Origin of the sequence: Streptomyces sp. NBC_01298, assembly GCF_035978755.1 — a bacterium.
GTDB lineage: Bacteria > Actinomycetota > Actinomycetes > Streptomycetales > Streptomycetaceae > Streptomyces.
The window spans coordinates 556,481-574,636 of record NZ_CP108414.1; the positions used below are offsets into that span (position 1 = coordinate 556,481).

Annotated in this window: 15 protein-coding genes; 5 read left to right on the forward strand and 10 right to left on the reverse strand. The window is 72.5% G+C overall.

Going from position 1 to position 18,156, the window contains the following annotated elements; all coding sequences use genetic code 11:
• Positions 1-153: 153 nt before the first annotated feature.
• The 4 genes from OG730_RS02475 to OG730_RS02490 form a co-directional block, all read right to left on the reverse strand.
• The gene (locus OG730_RS02475) at positions 154-1,083 is read right to left on the reverse strand and encodes a LysR family transcriptional regulator (protein WP_327302556.1); all 930 of its coding nucleotides are present in this window, start codon (positions 1,081-1,083) and stop codon (positions 154-156) included.
• A 143-nt stretch (positions 1,084-1,226) separates the two neighbouring features.
• Positions 1,227-1,625, reverse strand: a complete 399-nt coding sequence (locus tag OG730_RS02480) for a YunG family protein (protein ID WP_327302557.1) — start codon at positions 1,623-1,625, stop codon at positions 1,227-1,229.
• Positions 1,626-1,733: 108 nt separating this feature from the next.
• A complete protein-coding gene (locus tag OG730_RS02485) occupies positions 1,734-2,855 on the reverse strand; it encodes an LLM class flavin-dependent oxidoreductase (RefSeq protein WP_327302558.1) in 1,122 nt (373 codons plus the stop codon).
• Entirely contained in the window at positions 2,852-3,832 is a 981-nt protein-coding gene (locus tag OG730_RS02490) for an amino acid--tRNA ligase-related protein (RefSeq protein ID WP_327302559.1), read from the reverse strand. The genes OG730_RS02485 and OG730_RS02490 overlap by 4 nt, the downstream gene beginning before the upstream one ends.
• Before the next feature lie 347 nt (positions 3,833-4,179).
• On the opposite strand from OG730_RS02490, the gene OG730_RS02495 reads away from it, so the two are divergent.
• Positions 4,180-4,953 carry an SDR family NAD(P)-dependent oxidoreductase gene (locus OG730_RS02495; RefSeq protein WP_327302560.1) on the forward strand — a complete coding sequence of 258 codons (774 nt, stop codon included), beginning with the start codon at positions 4,180-4,182 and terminating at the stop codon, positions 4,951-4,953.
• Between the two features lie 5 nt (positions 4,954-4,958).
• Here the strand turns inward: OG730_RS02495 and OG730_RS02500 are convergent, their stop codons facing one another.
• Both OG730_RS02500 and OG730_RS02505 read right to left on the reverse strand, forming a co-directional pair.
• Positions 4,959-5,903, reverse strand: a complete 945-nt coding sequence (locus OG730_RS02500) for an aminoglycoside phosphotransferase family protein (RefSeq protein WP_442814805.1) — start codon at positions 5,901-5,903, stop codon at positions 4,959-4,961.
• A 168-nt stretch (positions 5,904-6,071) separates the two neighbouring features.
• Positions 6,072-9,272, reverse strand: coding sequence for a TIM-barrel domain-containing protein (locus OG730_RS02505; RefSeq protein WP_327302561.1), 3,201 nt, complete (start codon positions 9,270-9,272; stop codon positions 6,072-6,074).
• A gap of 236 nt (positions 9,273-9,508) precedes the next feature.
• Between OG730_RS02505 and OG730_RS02510 the strand changes: the two genes are divergently transcribed.
• Entirely contained in the window at positions 9,509-10,861 is a 1,353-nt protein-coding gene (locus tag OG730_RS02510) for a chloride channel protein (RefSeq protein ID WP_327302562.1), read from the forward strand.
• Positions 10,862-10,937: 76 nt separating this feature from the next.
• Here OG730_RS02510 and OG730_RS02515 read toward each other — a convergent pair whose 3' ends face one another.
• Positions 10,938-11,252, reverse strand: a complete 315-nt coding sequence (locus OG730_RS02515; protein WP_327302563.1) for a putative quinol monooxygenase — start codon at positions 11,250-11,252, stop codon at positions 10,938-10,940.
• 107 nt (positions 11,253-11,359) lie between these two features.
• Between OG730_RS02515 and OG730_RS02520 the strand changes: the two genes are divergently transcribed.
• Positions 11,360-12,058: a TetR/AcrR family transcriptional regulator gene (locus OG730_RS02520; RefSeq protein WP_327302564.1), complete on the forward strand. Its 699-nt coding sequence runs from the start codon at positions 11,360-11,362 to the stop codon at positions 12,056-12,058.
• Positions 12,059-12,150: 92 nt separating this feature from the next.
• Positions 12,151-13,272, forward strand: coding sequence for an alpha/beta hydrolase (locus OG730_RS02525; RefSeq protein ID WP_327302565.1), 1,122 nt, complete (start codon positions 12,151-12,153; stop codon positions 13,270-13,272).
• Here the strand turns inward: OG730_RS02525 and OG730_RS02530 are convergent.
• The 3 genes from OG730_RS02530 to OG730_RS02540 form a co-directional block, all read right to left on the reverse strand.
• The gene (locus OG730_RS02530) at positions 13,244-13,546 is read right to left on the reverse strand and encodes a hypothetical protein (protein ID WP_327302566.1); all 303 of its coding nucleotides are present in this window, start codon (positions 13,544-13,546) and stop codon (positions 13,244-13,246) included. The genes OG730_RS02525 and OG730_RS02530 overlap by 29 nt on opposite strands.
• Positions 13,547-13,697: 151 nt before the next feature.
• On the reverse strand, positions 13,698-14,366 hold the full coding sequence (locus tag OG730_RS02535) for a response regulator (RefSeq protein WP_327302567.1): 669 nt from the start codon (positions 14,364-14,366) through the stop codon (positions 13,698-13,700).
• Positions 14,363-15,667: a sensor histidine kinase gene (locus OG730_RS02540; RefSeq protein WP_327302568.1), complete on the reverse strand. Its 1,305-nt coding sequence runs from the start codon at positions 15,665-15,667 to the stop codon at positions 14,363-14,365. Before OG730_RS02540 ends, OG730_RS02535 begins: the two co-directional genes overlap by 4 nt.
• Positions 15,668-15,872: 205 nt before the next feature.
• Between OG730_RS02540 and OG730_RS02545 the strand changes: the two genes are divergently transcribed.
• Positions 15,873-18,086 carry an MMPL family transporter gene (locus tag OG730_RS02545; RefSeq protein WP_327302569.1) on the forward strand — a complete coding sequence of 738 codons (2,214 nt, stop codon included), beginning with the start codon at positions 15,873-15,875 and terminating at the stop codon, positions 18,084-18,086.
• The last annotated feature ends 70 nt before the right edge of the window (positions 18,087-18,156 follow it).

Below are 18,156 nucleotides of genomic sequence, written 5' to 3' on the forward strand. Positions count from 1 at the left end.
GCGGGGACCGGGGCTTCGGTCGCGGTCCTGACGGTGCTGGCCGCGGCAGGACTGCTCCCGGCCTCCCGGCTGCCCACCTCACGACGGCCGACCCCCCAACGGCCGGCCTCCCGACGGCCGACCGCCCAGCCGACCGCCGCCCAGCCGCCCACCTCACGACTCCCCGCCCCGCCGCCGGCCCGGGACGGAGGCGCGGGCCACGCAGCCGCGGGCCACCTCGTCGGCGAAGGCGCGGGCGAGCGGGGCGAGGGCGGACCAGCGCCGGACGGCCCAGCCGACGGTGAGCGGCGGGAGGGCGGGGACCGGCACCAGGCGCAGCGGTCCCTCTGATCCGGGGACCTGCCAACCGGGCAGGGCGGGTACGACGGCGTGGCCGAGGCCCAGTTCGGCGAGGAGGAGGGCGGTGTCCCAGTCGGCGGCGCTGGTGTCGGAGCTGATCCGGATGCCGGCGTCGGCGAGGGCGGCGTCGAGGTGGGCGCGGGAGGCGGAGTTCTCGGGCAGCCGGATGTGCCGGATGCCGCCGAGGTCGGCCGGCTCAAGGCTGGAGCGGGCCGCGAGCGGATCGTCGGCGCCGACCGCGAGGACCCAGGGCAGTCGCATGACGGGGCGCTGCTCGATGCCCCGCACGGGGGCGCCGATGGTGATCCACGCGAGGTCGAGGTCCTCGGCGGCGAGGGCTTCGAAGCAGCTCCGGCTGGAGTTCTCGGTCCGGAACTCCAGGCTGACCCGCGGATGGCCGCGCCGGAAGGCGACGATCGCCTCGGCCATGAAGTGGCGCACCGTGGTGGCCCCGGTGGTGACCCGGACGGAGCCGCCGTCGCCCCGTACGAGGGCGTCGAGTCGGCGCAGGGCTCCATCGAGCCCGGCGATGCCGTCGGCGGCGGCCGCCCGCAGGATCAGACCGGCCCCGGTGGGCGAGACTCCGCGCGGATGGCGCTCCAGGAGCGCGGCGCCGGTCTCCTTCTCCAGGCGGCGGATGTGCTGGCTGACGGCCGACTGGGTGCGGCCGAGGTCGCGGGCGACGGCGCTGAGACTGCCGGCCCGGCAGACGGCGACGAAGACGCGGAGATCATCAAGGGTCACCACACCCAAGGTATCCCTTGGGTGTTGCCAGAAATCCGGAGGATTGACGTGGGTCCCCGGCTCCCCGACGATCAGTTCACGGCCCAGGGCGGCAACCCGGGTCCGCCATCGCGAGGGCGGACCCGGGTGTCGACCCGCCGGCGTCAGGCCTCAGCCGTACGGGCGAGCTTGGCCATCACCTCGTCGCGCAGGAGCTCGTACTCCGTGCGCAGACGGCGCCATTCGCCCTCCGGCGGACGGGACATGACGATGCCCTCGGTGATCTTCTCCTTCGGGCCGAACTGCTCGCGGGTGAGGTCGATCTCTATGCCCATACCCAGGCGGTTCCACCAGTGGTAGTCCACGCGCTCGCCGTCGACGAGGACCTCGCCGCGGATCAGCTCGCCGCCCAGCAGGTCGTTGAGGACCATGGCGGTCACACCGCACTGGTCGCGGGCCGGGTTCTCCCGGGTCCATCGATCGCGGTACTCGGGCGTGCACGTCTGCTCGCTCCAACTGCTGCGGACGGCACGGTCGATGTCGGTCAGAAGGAAAGGCGTCATGTCGCTCATCCTCGCAACCGGCACTGACATATATCCATACCCCGGCCGACCGTCCGGTCGGGTCTGTCGCGTTCTTGTCAGTCCCGCCGCCGATCGGTCGCGTTCCTGTCAGTCGCACACCGCTCGGCCGTGCGCCGGGTGGGTCCAGAGTCCCTCCCGGGCGAGCAGCGGGAGGACGCCTTCACCGAACCAGTACGCCTCCTCGAGGTGCGGGACGCCGGAGAGCACGAACTCGTCGATGCCGAGCCGGTGGTACTCGATGATCCGGTCGGCCACCTCCCGGTGTGCTCCCACCAGGGCCGTGCCCGCACCTCCACGGACCAGGCCGATGCCGGCCCACAGGTTGGGCGTGATCTCCAGGTCGTCGGAGCGCCCTCCGTGCAGGGCCCGCATCCGGTGCTGGCCTTCCGATTCGCTGTCGCGCAGGACCGCCTGGACCGATCGGATCGCCTCGGGGCCGAACCCGTCGAGCAGCCGCCGGGCCTCGGCCCACGCCTGCCCGGCGGTGTCCCGGGTGATCACATGGAGCCGGATGCCGAACCGCAGTCGCCGCCCCGCGCGTGCGGCGCGTGCTCGTACGCGGGCCAGCTTCTCCGCCACCTGCACGGGCGGTTCCCCGAAGGTCAGGTAGACGTCGCTGTGGAGTGCGGCGACCTCGATGGCCGCCGGCGACGATCCGCCGAAGTAGACGGAGGGCACCGGGTCGGGCAGCCGGCCGAGCCGGGCGCCCTCCACGCGCAGATGCGATCCGTTGAGATCGACCGACTCGCCGGCCCACAGCCGTCGCACGATCTCCAGGAACTCGCCGGTCCTGCCGTACCGGGCATCCTTCTCCAGGAAGTCACCGTAGGCGCGCTGCTCCCGGCTCTCCCCACCGGTGACGACGTGGAGGAGGAGCCGGCCCTCCGAGTGCCGCTGGAAGGTGGCGGCCATCTGGGCGGTGAGGGTCGGGGAGACGAAGCCGGGCCGCAGGGCGACCATGAACCGGAGGCGTTCCGTTTCGCGCGCGAGCATGGCGGTGGTCACCCAGGCGTCCTCGCACCAGGCACCGGTCGGGGTGAGCGCGCCGTCGAAGCCCAGCTGTTCGGCCGCGACGGCGATCTGCGCGAGGTAGCGGACGGTGGCGGGCCGCTGTTCCTCCTTGCCGCCCGCGGCCACGTCGTGGCCGCCGCCCACCACGTTGCGGCCGTCGCCGTACGTGGGCAGGAACCAGTGGAAGGCCAGGGTCACCGTTCGCCCGACCCGATGCGCCGGTTCGGGCCGGAGTCGTGGGCGGCCAGGAGGTCCAGGACGCTGTCGGCGCCGGCGATGTGCCGTACGAGCCGTTCCAGACCGAGCCCGAAGCCGGCCGTCTGTATCCCGGACCGCTTCTTCCATTCCGCGTACACGTGGTTCGGCTCACCGCCGAGCAGCCGGGACTGTTCGGAGATCTCGTCCGCGTCCTTCGGCCGGAGCCCTCCCGTGGCCAGTTCACCGTGGCCCGCGGGCAGCATCAGATCGTAGGTCTCCTGGAGCCCGTCCTCACCCTGCTGGTAGAGCGAATCGCGTACGCCGAGCGGATAGCGGTGGATCCAGAACGGTGAAGTGAATTTCTCGGTGAGGATCCGCTCCTCGTCATGGGTCAGATCGGTGTTCTGCGGCTCCCGCGGTCCCCTCCCGGCGAGATCGAGCGCCTCGGCGAAGGAAATGCGCGGGTAGGGGCCGCTCCGCAGGCCGGCCAGGCGCTCCGCGGCCCCGTGCCCCTCCTCCGGGAGGATCGGCGCCAGCTGGCGGGCAAGCCCTCCGAGGATGCCCTCGGTCACCGTGAACACCTCGTTCGCGTCCACGGCCCGCCACTCCACCACCACCTGAAAGAACGTGTACAGGTGCCTGCCCGAAGTGTCCTCGCCGTCCATGAGGAGACGCAGACAAGGGGTGACGCAGTAGACCCGGTCCGCATGTTCGAGAGCCATCTGCTTTTCCACCGAATGACTCACGGGAAGCTGATAGGCCCATTTACCCTCGACCGAAACGCGGTCGCCCTCGTCCTTCACGTGCGGGCGCGCCCGGTCCCCGAGGACCGCGACGGAGTGCCGTGCGCCCGGCTCGGCCTGAGAGGACAGCAGTGCGGGAAGAATTTCCAGGAAATCTTGATCGAGAAGGCTGCGGCGCAAGGCCTGAAGGATCCGGCCGGTCCACTGGTACGACTGCGCGGGCGAGAAACTCACTATCACTCCGAATCATTCCGGTGAAGTCGTGTCGATTACCGCTCCTCTCTTTTTTGCACCCCACCGGCAAGCCACAAACGCCAACCCGCCACTATGGCCTGATCCTTCTGCACACCCTTCGGCCTGCGCTCCCTTCGATGCCGGGAAGTGAACAGCGGCCCGATCAGTGCGATCCGTCACGAGAAGGAGCTCGTCGTCCGGCCCGGGACCTGAAATGGAGAATTCAATTCCTCAGCCCGATCCGGACAGTTTTCACCGGCGTGCCTTTACCCGTTGCCCGCCGAAAGTCTCCGCGATAGCGTGAGGCATTTCCATGACGGTGCTCTTGTCGAAGCAAGGATGTGCTCATGGCCGAAGTGCGTACGGGTGGCCTCGGATTCTTCGATCTGGCCGGCAAGGTGGCTGTCGTCACCGGCGGCAGCAGCGGCATAGGGGCCGCGTGCGCCCGGCGTCTCGCCGAGGCCGGAGCCCGGGTGGTCGTCGGCTACGACTCCGGCGAGGGCCGCGCGAAAGATCTTCTCGCCGCCCTTCCCGGCGAGGGGCACGTCGCGATACGCATACCGCTCGACGACTCCGCCGCCGTGCGCAGGGCCGCCGGCCTCGTCGCCGACCGCCACGGTGTGGTCGACGTACTGGTCAACTCGGCCGGCACCACCAAGCAGGTCGCCCATGCCGACCTCGACGGGCTGACGGACGCGGAGTTCGACCGGATCCTGACCGTGAACGTACGGGGCACCTTCTCCGTGATCCGCGCGTTCACCCCGCTCCTGCGGTCCTCCGGTGACGCGGTCGTCGCCACCATCTCCTCGATATCCGGCTCCACCGGGCTGGGGAGCAGCATCGCCTACTGCGCCGCCAAGGCGGGCCTGGACGTCATGACCACATCGCTGGCGCGCGTGCTCGGCCCCCAGGTGCGCGTCTTCAACCTCTCGCCGGCAGCGGTCGACACCGGCTTCGTCCCCGGCCGCGATCCGGCCGCGGTCCGTACCCAGGCGGCGTCGGCGCCGCTCCGGATCGCCGCGGACCCGGACGACGTGGCCTGCTCCTTGATCGGCGCCGTCACGTCGCTGCGGCTCAGCACCGGCACCGTCGTCGTCATCGACGGCGGCGTACACCTGTAGACCGCCTAGCCGCCGGCGAGGAGTTCGCCGATGACGTGGCGGGCGATGGCCGCCATGACCGGGTTCGTCTCCCGGTAGTAGGTCAGTTCCATGAGGGCGATCGACAGGGCCCAGCCGCGGGCGCGGGTCCACATCGCCCCGTCCGCGTCCAGTGCTGCCCGGAAGGCGGGGCGGGCGGAGGCCGGGAGGACGTACCAGGCGGCGATCAGGTCGACGGCCGGTTCGCCGAGGCCGGCGCAGCCGAAGTCGATGACGGCGGCGAGCCTTCCGTCCGCGAGGAGCAGGTTCCCGGGCTGTAGGTCGGCGTGGATCCAGACGGGCGGCCCGGGCCAGGGCCCGGCCCGCAGGGCCTCCTCCCACAGGGCGGTCGCCGCCCGCGCGTCCAGGCCGGCGTCGGCGCTCGCGCCCAGTTCCGCGATCGCGGTACGGGTCGCGGCGTCCCGGGCCGTCAGGGTCTCGCCGCGGTAGGAGGCCGGGGCGTCCGCCGGATCGGCCCGGTGCAGTGCGGAGACGAACTCCGCCAGGTCCCGGGCCAGGAGGTCCGGCTCCGCGATCCGGCCGGGTACGGGGTTCTCGCCGGGGACCCAGCCGAAGACGGACCAGGACCAGGGATAGCCCTCGGCCGGCCGGCCCATGCCGATCGGAGCGGGAATGGCGGCCGGCAGGCCCGGAGCGAGCCGCGGCAGCCAGACGTGCTCCATGGCCACGTCCCCGGCCGCGCCCGGCGTGCGCGGAAGGCGTACGACCAGGTCCGCGCCCAGCCGGTACATCGCGTTGGAGGTGCCGGCGGAGTCGACCCGCTCGACGGGCAGCCCCGCCCACCGCGGGAACTGGCCGGCGATCAGCCCGCGCACGAGGGCGGCGTCGATGTCGGGTTCGTCGGCGTGCATTTTCCCGGCGGGGGCTTTCGCGGCTGGGGTCTTCGCGGCCGGGGTCTTCGCGGCGGGCATGAGCACCTTCCTGAAAGATCCGAAGATCGTGGCCTCCACGGTAACCGCCGTGCCCCCACGCCCCGGAGCCCGGCTCGGCTGGGTGCCGGGCCGGGCTCGGTGGGGGTGTCGGGTGGTCCTCATGGGGCGGGGATCACGGGGACACCGCGAACCCCACGGGTCGCCGGGTCAGGGGGTGAACGTCCAGCGCTGGGCCGGGGTCGTGGCGCAGGCGACCCGGGTGAGCTTGGTGCCGTTGGCCGTGGCGGAGCCGGCCGGGGTCAGGCACTGGCCGGAGTTGCGCAGGCTGCCGTCCGGGCCGGTCTGCCAGCTCTGGCCGGAGCTGCCGTTGCAGGTCTGGACGGCGACGGCGGTGGCCGTGGCGGCGTCCAGGCAGACTCCGCCGAGGCCGGTCAGCCGGCCGTCGCCCTGCAGGGTCCAGCGCTGGTTGGGGCCGCCGTGGCAGCTGTAGAGGGTGGGCTGGGTGCCGGGGGTGGTGGCGCTGCCCGGGAGGTCGACGCAGGTGGCCGAGGCACCGTTGACCAGGGTGGCGGCCGCGGGCAGCGGGGTCGGGCGGCCGGTGAGGGTGATCTCGGCGGCGCTGGTCCAGGGGCCGCGGCCGCCCGCCTCGGTCAGGGCCTTGAGGCGGAGGTAGCGGCCCGCTTTGGCGGACAGGGAGACCGACTTGAGGGCCGCCGTGTCGGCGAAGGTGCCGGTGGCCACGGGGGATCCCCAGTCGGTGGTGGTGTCCGAGACGTAGACCTCGTAGCCGCCGATCCGGCCGTTGACCCCGCCGTCCTGGCGGGGCAGGTAGCCGAGGCCGTCGGCCGTGTAGCGGGCGCCGAGGTCGATCTGGATCTCGTGCGGGAGCGGCGCGGGGGCGGAGCCGGACCAGGCGGTGTGCCAGATGGTCCCGGTGTTCCCGTCGAAGGCATTGCGGGCGGCGCCGTTCTCGCCGCTGGTCTCCTGGCTGTCGGCGGAGACCAGGGTCCAGGCCGACTGCGGGACCGGGCTGGAGGTGACCGGGATGGGGTCCGCGGCCGGGACGGAGGTTCCGGTGGCCGAGACGCTGAACGCGGCCGACTTCGTACCGGTCTTGATCCACAGGATGCCGCCGCGGTCGGCCGCGTCGAAGAACCAGCCCGTGGCCGCGGCGTCGTAGGCGGCCTTGCCGGGCAGGCGGGTGAGGGCGGCGCCGTCCACGGTGACCGTGCCGGGCGCGGTGGCCACGTGGAGGCTGAACTCGTAGCCGCGCGAGGCCGGTTTGCCCGTGTAGCTGCCGGCCGGGGCGGCGACGGACACGCTGACCGTGCCGGAGCCGGAGGCCGGGGCGGTGACGTCCACCTGCTGGCGGGCGAAGGCTCCGCTCTGGTGGGCACGGGTGATGCCGTCGTCCTCGTACAGGCTGAAGGAGGTGGCTCCGCGCGGGTGGATGTCGTAGGTGAGGGTGGAGACGGGCTTCTCCCCCGTGTAGTTCATCTGCGGCCACATCGGGACGATGGCGCCGCCCTTGACGAACAGGGGCAGGGTGTCGAGCGGGGCCTGGTAGCCGTTGAGCCAGCCCGGCCCGGCGTAGGTCTTGCCCGTCCAGTAGTCCGTCCACGTACCGGCCGGGAGGTAGATGCCGTCGCGCACGGAGGTGTCGGAGACGACGGGCGCGACGAGGAAGGAGTCACCGGCCATGAACTGGCCGCTGGTCAGGTTGCCGCGCGCCACCGGGTCCTCGGGGTACTCCAGGACCATCGCGCGGGTGCTCGGGACGCCGGTCTCGTGCGCGGTCCGGCTCATCGTGTACAGGTACGGCATCAGCCGCATCTTGAGCTGGAGGTACTTGCGGTTGATCGAGAGGTAGGGCTCCGCGAACCGCCAGGGCTGCTTGTCCTGATAGCCGGCGGTCGGGCCGGTCGCGCCCCAGCCGGACATGGTCATGAAGGCCGGGGTGAAGGCCTTCCACTGGAGGTCGCGGGCGTACGTCTTGGGGCTGCCGGCGAAGATGCCGTCGACGTCGCCGGTGGCGTAGTTGAAGCCGGAGAGGCCGGCGCCGGTGACGGCGGGGACGTGCCAGCGCATGTCGTCCCAGGTGCCGTTGGTGTCACCGGTCCAGACGACGGCGTTGCGCTGGGTGCCGGCCCAGCCGTCGACGGTCCAGACGTAGCGGCGGGCGTCGGAGTTCTTCTCTATGCCGTCGACGGCCTGTTGCACTCCCGAGAAGGCCGTTTTGTAGCCGCCGCCGATCCAGGCGACGTCGGTCTTCACGCCCCGTGAACCGGCCACCCCCACCTCGTCGTTGATGTTGCCGAGGCCGGTCGAGGTCCACAGGCCGGTCTGGAAGCCCTTGGCCTTCAGCGCGTCGACCGTGGACTTCAGGGGCGCGGTGTAGCCGCAGCCGTAGCCGTCGTTGGGCAGGAACCAGCCCGAGGGCATGTCGGCGGCGCGGGCGTCCGTGGCGTAGCCGACGACGTCCGGGGTGGTCTGGTGGCGGAGCCGGTCGTGGTCGCCCTGATAGGTCGGGTTGGACGCGTTGAAGCAGTCGGCGTTGCCGAGCTCGAAGCCCCACGCCGGAGCCATGAAGGGCTTGCCGCTGACGTCGGTGTAGGCGTCCAGGACGGTTTTGAGGGAGTCTCCGGTGAAGTACCAGGCGTCGAAGCGCTTTTCGTCGTGGGTGAGGGTGGTGGGCGCGTTGAAGCCGTACGAGCCGGGGGCCCAGGTGTTGCGCATCACGCCGTAGTTGTTGGTCGACACGTAGAAGGGCGCGGGGCTGGCGTTGTTGTTCTCGCGCCACTTGTTGTCGACCGCGATCGGGACGGTCTTGCCGCGCAGCGCCCATTCGCCCAGCCGCAGGCCCGTTCCGTAGAACTGCTCGTCCGTCCCGCGCGCCAGGTACTGGGTGGTCTGGCTGCTGGTCCAGGAGGTGGGCTGGGTCTCCTGCCAGACGAGCGTGGAGTTGTCGGCCCGGTAGACGGAGAACTGTAGCGGGGCCTTGTTGGCTCGGATGGTCAGGGAACCGGTGGTGATCTTGTAGTACGTACCCGCGTCGGTCCAGGCGGTGCTCACCGGGCCGAAGTCGGTGGTGGGGGCGAGGTCGGTGCCCGCGGGGTCGTTGGTGAAGGCGCCGTCGGGCGAGAGCCAGAGCCGGAAGATGTCGGCGCGGGCGACGACCACCCGGGCCTTGGCCCCGCCGGCGGTTGCGATGGTGAAGGTGTTCCCGGACTGGGTGATGCCGGTGGCGTTGCCCGCCGTGGCGGGGGCCGGTGCCCGGGCGGCGGCCGAGGCCGGGGAGGAGAGGGATCCGGCGGCGGCCAGACCGGTCACGGCGAGGGCCGCGGCGAGCAGCGCCGCCACCGGCGCGCGGTGGCGCCGTGGGCTCCTGCGGATGCTGATGAGTCTCATGGGGCGGCTCCTCGTGCAGTCCGGACTACGGACACACCTTTTGGCATGCACCGGGCAACATAGCGCCCCGGAGGCCCCATTTGAAGGAAGTTGCTCGGAATAGCTGGTCAGCGAGCAGCTTTGAGCATGCGGAGCTCTGCCGGTCCTTCACTCGTATGGCCCACCCGCCCTGCGCGGACCGTCCGGCGCCACGACCCTGAGACGAACTACGGACTTTTCTGGAGGGCCCTGCACTCATGGAACAGGCGCGACAGCCCGCATCACCGCAGCAGCCCGCATCGCTCCGTCAGCTCCTCCTCGCCCCCGGGACCCTGCGACTGCTCGTCCTCTCGGCGCTCATCGGGATCCCGGTCTCACTGTTCGCCTTCGGCTTCGTCAGCCTCGAACACGAACTCCAGCACTGGCTGTGGCACACCGCGCCGGACCTGCTCGGCTACTCCCGCGCCCCCTGGTGGTGGGGCCTGCCCACGCTCACCCTCGCCGGACTGCTGGCCGCGCCGATCATCACGCGGATGGCCGGCGCCGGCGGACACGTCCCCGCCTACGGCTTCGGCGGCCCGCCGACCATGCCCCGCGAGACCCCGAGCGTGATCCTGGCCGCGCTGGCCTGTCTGCCCCTCGGTGTGATGCTCGGCCCCGAGGCACCCCTCATGGCGATCGGCAGCGGCCTCGCCCTCCTCAGCATCCGCGCCGCCCAGCGCGCCACCCAGCCCGAGCTGGCCACGGTGCTCGGCATGGCCGGATCCACCGCCGCCATCAGCACGATCTTCGGCAGTCCGCTGATCCCGGTGGTGATGGTGCTGGAGGGAGCCGCCCTCGTGGCCGGGGGCCCGCGCCTGTTCGTACTGATCCTGCCCGCCCTGCTCGCCAGCGGGGTCGGAGCCCTGGTCTTCACCGGCTTCGGCCACTGGACCGGCCTCGGCATCGGCGCGCTGACCCTCCCCCAGGAACCCGCCGCCGGCCTGCCCGACGCGGGCGACTTCCTGTGGGGCATCCCCATGGCCGCCCTGATCGGGGTCGTCGTCGCCCTGGGCAAGTCCGCAGGCCTGCGCGTCCACGCCTGGACGGGCACCTCCATGCAGCGGATCGTCCTGTGCGCGGTGGCCGTCGGCGTCTGCGTCACCGGCTACGCGCTGATCACCGGACGCTCCCCCGAGGAGGTGGCGCTGTCCGGGCAGAACACCGTCGGCCAGCTGGCCGCCGAGCCCTCGTCCTGGGCGGTGGGCGCGCTGGTGGCCCTCTCGGTCTTCAAGCTGATCGGCTGGAGCATCGCCCTGGGCAGCCTCCGGGGCGGCCCGATCTTCCCGTCCATCATGATCGGGGCCGCGATCGGCGTCGCCTTCGGCAGCCTTCCCGGCTTCGGCATGGGACCCGCCCTGGCGGCCGGCATCTGCGCGGCCGGAGTGGCCGGCACCCGGCTCCCGGTGACCGGCGTGGTGCTGGCCGCAGCCCTGCTGGGCAAGGAGGCACCCACGCTGATGCCGCTGCTGGTGATCTCGGCGGTGACGGCCCTCCTGGCCTCCTCCCTGATCGACCGCGCGCGCCCCGCCGACCCGGCCCACCTGCAGCCCGCCCCGGCCGACGCCTGAGCCCGCGGGCGGGCCGGGGCCGGCCCGCCCGGGCCGGGCCCCGGCGGCTCGGGCCGGCCCGCTCAGGCCGGGCACCTCAGGCCGGGCCGGCGGGCAGGGCCGAGTACGGGTGGACCTCGATCCGCATGGGCGGCTCGGCGAGCAGGCCGATGATCTCGTCGCGCAGTTCGTCGGCGAGCGGGCTGTTCTCGTAGGCGTCCTTCGCCTCGCGGCTCCGGAACACCTCCATGTTCCACAGCACGTCGGGGTCGGCGTCCTCGCGGGCGATGATGAAGCGGTCCGAGGACCCCGACTTCTCCATCCCGGCCGTGGCCAGCTCGAAGAGCTTGTCGCCGAGTCCGGGCTTGGCCCGCATCTTGATCAGGTACGCGGGCTGGTCCTGCAGTGCCATGGTTCCTCCTGCTGTTTCACGTGGGCGGTCCTTCGACGGCCCATCGGCCTGGAACGCCGTTCCACACTCAGTCTGGAACGACGTTCCATCCATGTCAAAATGGTGGAGTGACACCACCGACGCGCAAGAAGTCCGAGCGGCGCAGCGACGCCCTCTCCCGTGAGCGGATCGTCGAGGCCGCCGTCGACCTGCTGGACACCGCGGGCGAGAGCGGGCTGACCTTCCGGGCCCTGAGCGAACGTCTGGCCACCGGCCCCGGGGCCATCTACTGGCACGTGGCCGGCAAGGGCGAACTGCTGGCCGCGGCCACCGAGCACACCGTCACCACCGCCCTCGCCGGCGGGACGGACGGACCGCCGGAAGAGATCCGCGCCGTCGCCCTCGGCCTCTTCGACGCGATCGAGGGGCACCCGTGGCTCGCCGCCCAGCTCGCCACCCAGCTCTCCCACCACCCCTCCGGGCCGGTGGCACTGAGGGTCTTCGAGACCATCGGGCGACAGGTGTACGCGCTGGACGTGCCCGCGAGCAGCTGGTTCACCGCGACGTCCGCGCTGGTGCACTACATCCTCGGCGCGGCCGGCCAGCACGCCGCGAACCGGATGCGCGCCCGCGACCTCGGCCCGGAGGCCGACCGCGACGCCTACATCGACTCAGTGGCGCAGTCGTGGAAACAGCTCGACCCCGGGGACCATCCCTTCATCCGGGCGCTCGCGGACCAGGGACTCGACCATGACGACCGCGCACAGTTCCTCGCCGGTGTCGATCTCATCGTCGCGGGCATGACCGACCCTTTGCCCTTTTCATAGCCTTTGGTGACGAACCATCGCTTTCCTCGCGCGCTCTCACAGGCCGGCAGCCGTACCGGCCGCCTCCGCACAGGGCTCAGGAGTCACGCACGATGAAGCACGGCACACGCCGGGAGGCGCGGCACGGACACGGTCGGATCGAGGGACACAGCGGCGACCGGCCGCCCCGCTGGCGGCGGTGGCTCGGGGTGGCCGTCCCGCTGGTCACCGTGTGCGGGCTGGCCGCCGGGGTGCTGATCCACCTCGACCCGTTCGACGACACCGGCGACATCGTGCACCTCGACGAGCCCGGTACCAGGGCCCGGGGGAAGGGCGGTGGCGCGTCGGACGACCCGCTGACCCTGCTGCCCACGGGACCGGCGCCCGAGCTGAAGGTGTCCGGCACCATCCCCGAGGACGGCAGCAAGGTGATGGTGACCACCCTCGCGGGGAAGAAGTCCCATTTCACCGGCAAGGTCTGGCTCTGGGTGCCGCCGCAGTACCACGACCCGAAGTACGCGCACAGCGGCTTCCCGGTGATGATCGCGCTGCCCGGCGGGCCCGGCTTCAACGAGAACTACTGGAGCGGGAGCAACCTCAAGCTGGAGGCGAACATCTCCAAGTGGTCCAAGGAGGGCGCCAGCCTCCCCTTCATCCTCGCCATGCCCGTACTGAACCCCGGATCGGACAAGAACGGGCTCTACTGGGACGGCAGCGACATTCCCGGCCAGCCGAAGATGGGCACCTGGCTCACCGAGGACGTCCCCGACCTGGTCCGGGCGACGTTCCGTACGATCAAGTCCCGCGACGGCTGGGCCTTCATGGGCAGCTCCTCCGGCGGCTTCGCCGGGCTCAAGGCGGTGCTGCAGAAGCCCGACCGGTTCCGGGCCGTGATCGCCGGCGGGCCCGACATCGTCCCCGACTCCCGGTTGTGGAACGGCCACCCCGAGGAGAAGGCCCAGAACAGTCCGCCCGAGCTCGCGCGGAAGCTGATCGACCGGGACGGACCCGAGGTGGACCTCGCCTTCCAGGTCGGCACCAAGGGCAGCGACGTCCAGAACCGGCCGCCCATCGAGAAGTTCATCAAGGACTACGGCAAGGGGCCCGTGAAGACGAAGTTCCACGTCGACCAGGGCGGCGGCCACGACGCGTACAGCTACGTTCCCGGCATGTACGACGGCGGGCTCATCCAGTGGGTCAGCACGCTCATGCGAGGGCCCGTCCCCAGCCCGTGACGGGCGGCGGGCTCACGGCCAGGACCGGCGCCGCCGGGGAGCCGTGGCGGTGCCCGCAGGGGTCGAAGACCATGACCACCGGCTGCCCCGGACGCTGGCGCCAGGAGATGCGCTCGGGGGGTTCCTCGCACACCGGGCAGCACGGCAGCGGACCCGGCCGGCTCGCCGGGCCGGGCGGGCTCGCCGGGCTCGGCCGGCCCGCCGGGTTCAGCCGCCTCGGCTCCACCCGGTACTCGGGGGCGGCCGCGAGCTGCGTGGAGTACGGATCGCTCATGGAGACTCCCTGGTCGTGCGGTTGGGCTGATCGCACTGTGCCATGGACGTGCCCCGTTGCGCACGGGTGAATCCTCCAGTGTTCCGGCGATGTTCCGCAGGTCAGAGGTGTGCGCCGGGGGCTCCTCCCGGCCCTCCCGGGATCGCGCCCCTCAGCGCGGCCCTTCGGCGACCTCCACCACACCCGATTCGTACGCGGCGATGACCGCCTGGGCGCGGTCGCGGACCCCCAGCTTGCAGAAGAGGCCGGTGATGTGGTTCTTGACCGTGGAGACGCTGATGTCCAGCTCCGCGGCGATCTCCGTGTTGTCGTGTCCGGTGGCCAGTAGCCGCCAGATCTCCCGCTCCCGCGGGGTGAGTCCGGCCGGGACTCCGGCCGTCGGGCGGGCGGGCCGCTCGGGGATCCGTACGTACGTGGAGATCAGCCGGGTCAGCAGGCGCGGCGCCACGGCGGCCTCACCGGTGTGGACGGTCCGGATCGCGGCGGTCAGTTCCTCCGGGGAGACGTCCTTGGGCAGGAACCCGTAGGCCCCGGCCCGCAGGGCGGCGACCACGTACTCGTCCATGTCGAAGGTGCTCAGCGCCAGGACCCGGCACCGCGGCAGCAGCCCGGACAGTTCCGCGGTGGCCCCGACCCCGTCCAGGACCGGCATCCGGATGTCCATGACGGCCACGTCGGGCCGCAGCCGCTGCGCCAGGGCGACCGCCTCGGCGCCGTCCCCGGCCTCGCCGACGACCTCGAACTCCGGCTCGGGGGCCAGGATCAGCGCCAGGCCCCGCCGGACGAGCGGCTGGTCGTCCGCGATGAGCACACGGATCATCCGCGTTCTTCCTCTCCCTCTCCCCCGGACGCGTCCGGCCCGGGCGGCGCCGGCAGGCGCGCCGCCACCCGGAATCCGCCGCCGGCCAGGGCGGCCGCCTCCAGGGTGCCGCCCTGCAGGGCGACCCGTTCGCGCATGCCGATCAGACCGTAACCGGAAGCCTGAGCCGGCCGCGCGGGCCGGTCCCCCGACCCTTCGTCGCGGACCTCCACCGTCACCTCGTCCGGACGATACGTCAGCCGTACGTGGGCCCGGGTGCGCCCGGCGTGCTTGCGGGCGTTGGTCAGCGACTCCTGCACGATGCGGAACACCGTCAGGCCGAGGGCCGGCGGCAGCGGGCGGACCGGTCCGTCCACCGTGAACCCGGTCTCCAGGCCGCCGAGCCCGGCTTCGGCGACGATCCGGTCCAGGTCGCCGGGACCGGGCTGCGGGGCCGGCGGGGTGTGTTCCGGCTCCTCCCCCGCCCGCAGCACGTCGAGGAGCTGCCTCATCTCGCGCAGCGCCATCCGCCCGGAACCCTCCAGGGTGACCAGGGCCTCGCGGGCCGCCCCCGGGTCGTGCGCGAGGTTGGCCCGCGCCCCGCCGGCCATCAGCTGCATGGTGGTGATGTGGTGCGCCACGATGTCGTGCAGCTCGCGGGCGATGCGGCGGCGCTCGTCGGCCACCGCCCGCTCGGCGAGCAGGATGCGCCTGGCCTCGGTCTCCTGGTGCCAGCGGCGCGTCAGCAGCGCGGCGGCGACGACGAGGAGGACGGCGACGGTGTTGCCGAGCAGGCCCATGTACCCGGTCGTGCCGCCGGAGCCGCTGCCGACCACCGTCAGCGGCACGGCCGCCAGGGCGGCCGCCGCCGTGACCGCCGGGCCGCGCACGCGGGCCACGGAGTAGAGCGCGACGGTCGCTCCCGCGGAGAAGTGCGGGCCCTGTGCCGTGATCAGGTTCAGCGCCACGCCGAGGGCGAGGACGGCGCCGAGCACGGCGACCGGCCTGACCCGCCGGGCCAGCAGACAGGGCGCGGTCAGGACCACCAGGACGAGGGCGGACACCGAGAGGGGCCGGCCGTTCCCGGCCGCGCCGAACGCATAGCCGACCAGGTCCACGACGGCGGCGGCGATGGCCACGAGGGCGTCGTTGCGGGTCCAGTTCAGGGCCCGGACCCCGTTCGGGATCCAAATCCCGTTCGGAGTCCGGGCCCCGCTCGGAGTCCGGGCCCCGTTCGGAGTCCGGGCCCCGCTCAAGGGCCGGGCCCCGCTCAAGGGCCGGGCGCCCTCGGGGCGCAGGTCGTCCGTCGTGGTCATCGGCATATTCCCATCCTCCCATCGCGCGGCCCGCGGACCGTGGGCCCCGAGGAGGAGGGCGGACCAGGACCGGAGTCCTGGTCGGGGCCCGCACCGGTCTCTGGTCCCGGACGAGAGCTCCTCCCGGGACCCGACGTTCGGGGACGCGGCCGGTGATGAGCTGGTGAGCAGGCCGGGGACCCCCGGCCGCCGCCCCGTTACGGAGGACTCCTTGATCCGCGCCCTGACCGCCTTCGCCACCCGAAGTCCATGGAAGGTCATAGCCCTCTGGGCCGTACTGGGCATCGCCCTGACGATCCTCGGCCAGGCTCTGGTCTTCCGCGCCACGCAGCCGAGCGCCGGCGCGTTCCTTCCGGCCTCCTACGATTCGGCGGCCGCGCTCGAGGTCGCGGAGGAGCACTTCGGGGTCGAGCCCGATGCCAACCCCCTGACCGTGCTGGTGGCCCGCGCCGACGGTGCGCCGCTGACCGCCGCCGACGAGCGCAGGATCGACGCCGAGGCGGCGAAGCTCACCCGGCAGCGGATCGTCATGCCGCGGCCCGAGGACACCCCGCCCTTCCTGGTGCAGGACCGTTCCCAGCTGCCCCGGATCAGCCCGGCGATGACGGCCCCGGACCGGAGCTTCCGCTTGCTGTCGGTCGAGTTGACCGGCAATCCCATGGATCCCGGCATGCAGGACCTGTACCGGGCGTTCCGGGACCACACCCGGGCCGAGTTGGCGGAGGCGGGTCTGCGGACCGGGTTCACCGCCGGGCTCGCGGACACCGTGGACACCGCCGACGCGGAGGAGACCCGGTCGAAGATCGTGGGCGCCGTGATGCTCGCGGTGATCGTACTGCTGCACGTGCTGGTGTTCCGCGGCGTTCTGGCGGCGCTGCTGCCGCTGGTGGCCGTCACCATCATCGGCGGAGCGGCGGCCGGGGTCGTGGTCGGCGCCGCGCTGCTGACCGGCATCGACCTCGACGCGTCCACGCCCCAGTTGATCAGTGTGGTGCTGGTGGGCATCGGCATCGACTACTTCCTCTTCCTGCTCTTCCGCTTCCGCGAGCACGTGCGCGAGCACCCGGAGCAGTCGGGCCGGGCCGCGGCGGCCGAGGTCGCCGGCCGGGTCGGTACGGCGATCACCTGTGCGGCGCTGACCATCGTCGCCGCGTTCTCCACCCTCGCGGTGGCCACCTTCGGCCAGTTCCGGGTGCTGGGCCCGGCCATCGCCGTGTCCGTACTGGTGATGCTGCTCGGCAGCCTGACCCTGATGCCGGCCATCCTCGCGGTCACCGGCCGCAGGATGTTCTGGCCCTCGCGGGCGCTGAAGCGGGAGCCCCGCGAGGGCGTGGCCGCGCGGACGGGCGGCCTGGTGGCGCGGCGGCCGCTGATGCTGGTGCTCGCCTCGGTGGCCCTGCTGGGGGCGCTGGCCGCGGGGACGGTCGGAATGCGGGTGGACTACGGGCAGAGCGGCGCGGACGGGGGGCGTACGGCCGCGGCGGCCACGGCGGCCGAGATCGCCCGCGCGCTGCCCGCCGGGGTGTCGGATCCGGCCGGCGTGTTCGTGACCGCCTCCGACGGGAGCACGCTGACGGCCGAGCGCCTCGGTGGACTCTCCCGCGCGCTGGCCTCGGTCGGCGGAGTGGGCCGGGTGGCACCGGCGGTGCTGAGCGAGGACCGCCGGGCGGCCCGCATCGACGTGTTCCCGACCGCCGATCCGCACGGACAGGAGGCCCGCGACCTGGTGTCCGGACCGGTCCGGGAAGCGGTGGCCGCGCACCGGCCCCCCGGTACCGAGGCCCATGTCGGCGGTACGGCGGCGATCTTCTCCGACATCGCGTCCGCGGTGGACAAGGACCTGAAGGTGGTCTTCCCGGTGGCGGCGGCGCTGATCGCGCTGATCCTGTTCCTGCTGCTGCGCAGCCTGCTCGCGCCGGTGGTCCTGATGCTCGCGGTGGGTCTGGGCTTCGTGGCCACGCTGGGTGCCTCGACGCTGGTGTTCCAGCACGCGGCGGGCCGGCCGGGCGTGGACTTCTCGCTGCCGCTGGTGCTGTTCCTGTTCGTGGTCGCGCTGGGCACCGACTACAACATCCTGATCACCGACCGGATCAGGGAGGAGATGGACCGGCCCGGTCCGGCCCGTGCGGCCGTGGCCCGGGCCGTGCGCCACACGGCGCCCGCCATCGCGACCGCGGGCCTGGTGCTGGCGTTCTCCTTCGGGAGCCTGGCCGCGAGCCCGGGGTCCACGACGCGGCAGATCGGATTTGCGACGGGCCTCGGGATCCTGCTGTCCGCGTTCGTGCTGTCGATCGTGCTGGTGCCGGCCCTGGCCTCGCTGCTGGGCCGCTCCCTGTGGTGGCCGGTCGGGCCCGGCCGCGACGTGCGGGAGCCGGCGGCGGAACCCGTGCCGCGGCCGGCGCCCGAACCGCTCACGGCCCGCTGAATCACCCCCTGAGCCGGGGGGCCGGTGCGCGGAGCCTCGTAGAAGCTTCTCCGCGACACCGGCCCCCCCT

Bases quoted from the DNA above. Each gene is read 5' to 3' on its own strand.
- OG730_RS02480 (WP_327302557.1), bottom strand. From the start codon at position 1,625: ATGACGCCTTTCCTTCTGACCGACATCGACCGTGCCGTCCGCAGCAGT.
- OG730_RS02535 (WP_327302567.1), bottom strand. From the start codon at position 14,366: ATGATCCGTGTGCTCATCGCGGACGACCAGCCGCTCGTCCGGCGGGGC.
- OG730_RS02530 (WP_327302566.1), bottom strand. From the start codon at position 13,546: ATGAGCGATCCGTACTCCACGCAGCTCGCGGCCGCCCCCGAGTACCGG.
- OG730_RS02495 (WP_327302560.1), top strand. From the start codon at position 4,180: ATGGCCGAAGTGCGTACGGGTGGCCTCGGATTCTTCGATCTGGCCGGC.
- OG730_RS02515 (WP_327302563.1), bottom strand. From the start codon at position 11,252: ATGGCACTGCAGGACCAGCCCGCGTACCTGATCAAGATGCGGGCCAAG.
- OG730_RS02510 (WP_327302562.1), top strand. From the start codon at position 9,509: ATGGAACAGGCGCGACAGCCCGCATCACCGCAGCAGCCCGCATCGCTC.
- OG730_RS02500 (WP_442814805.1), bottom strand. From the start codon at position 5,903: ATGCCCGCCGCGAAGACCCCGGCCGCGAAGACCCCAGCCGCGAAAGCC.
- OG730_RS02525 (WP_327302565.1), top strand. From the start codon at position 12,151: ATGAAGCACGGCACACGCCGGGAGGCGCGGCACGGACACGGTCGGATC.
- OG730_RS02540 (WP_327302568.1), bottom strand. From the start codon at position 15,667: ATGCCGATGACCACGACGGACGACCTGCGCCCCGAGGGCGCCCGGCCC.
- OG730_RS02505 (WP_327302561.1), bottom strand. From the start codon at position 9,272: ATGAGACTCATCAGCATCCGCAGGAGCCCACGGCGCCACCGCGCGCCG.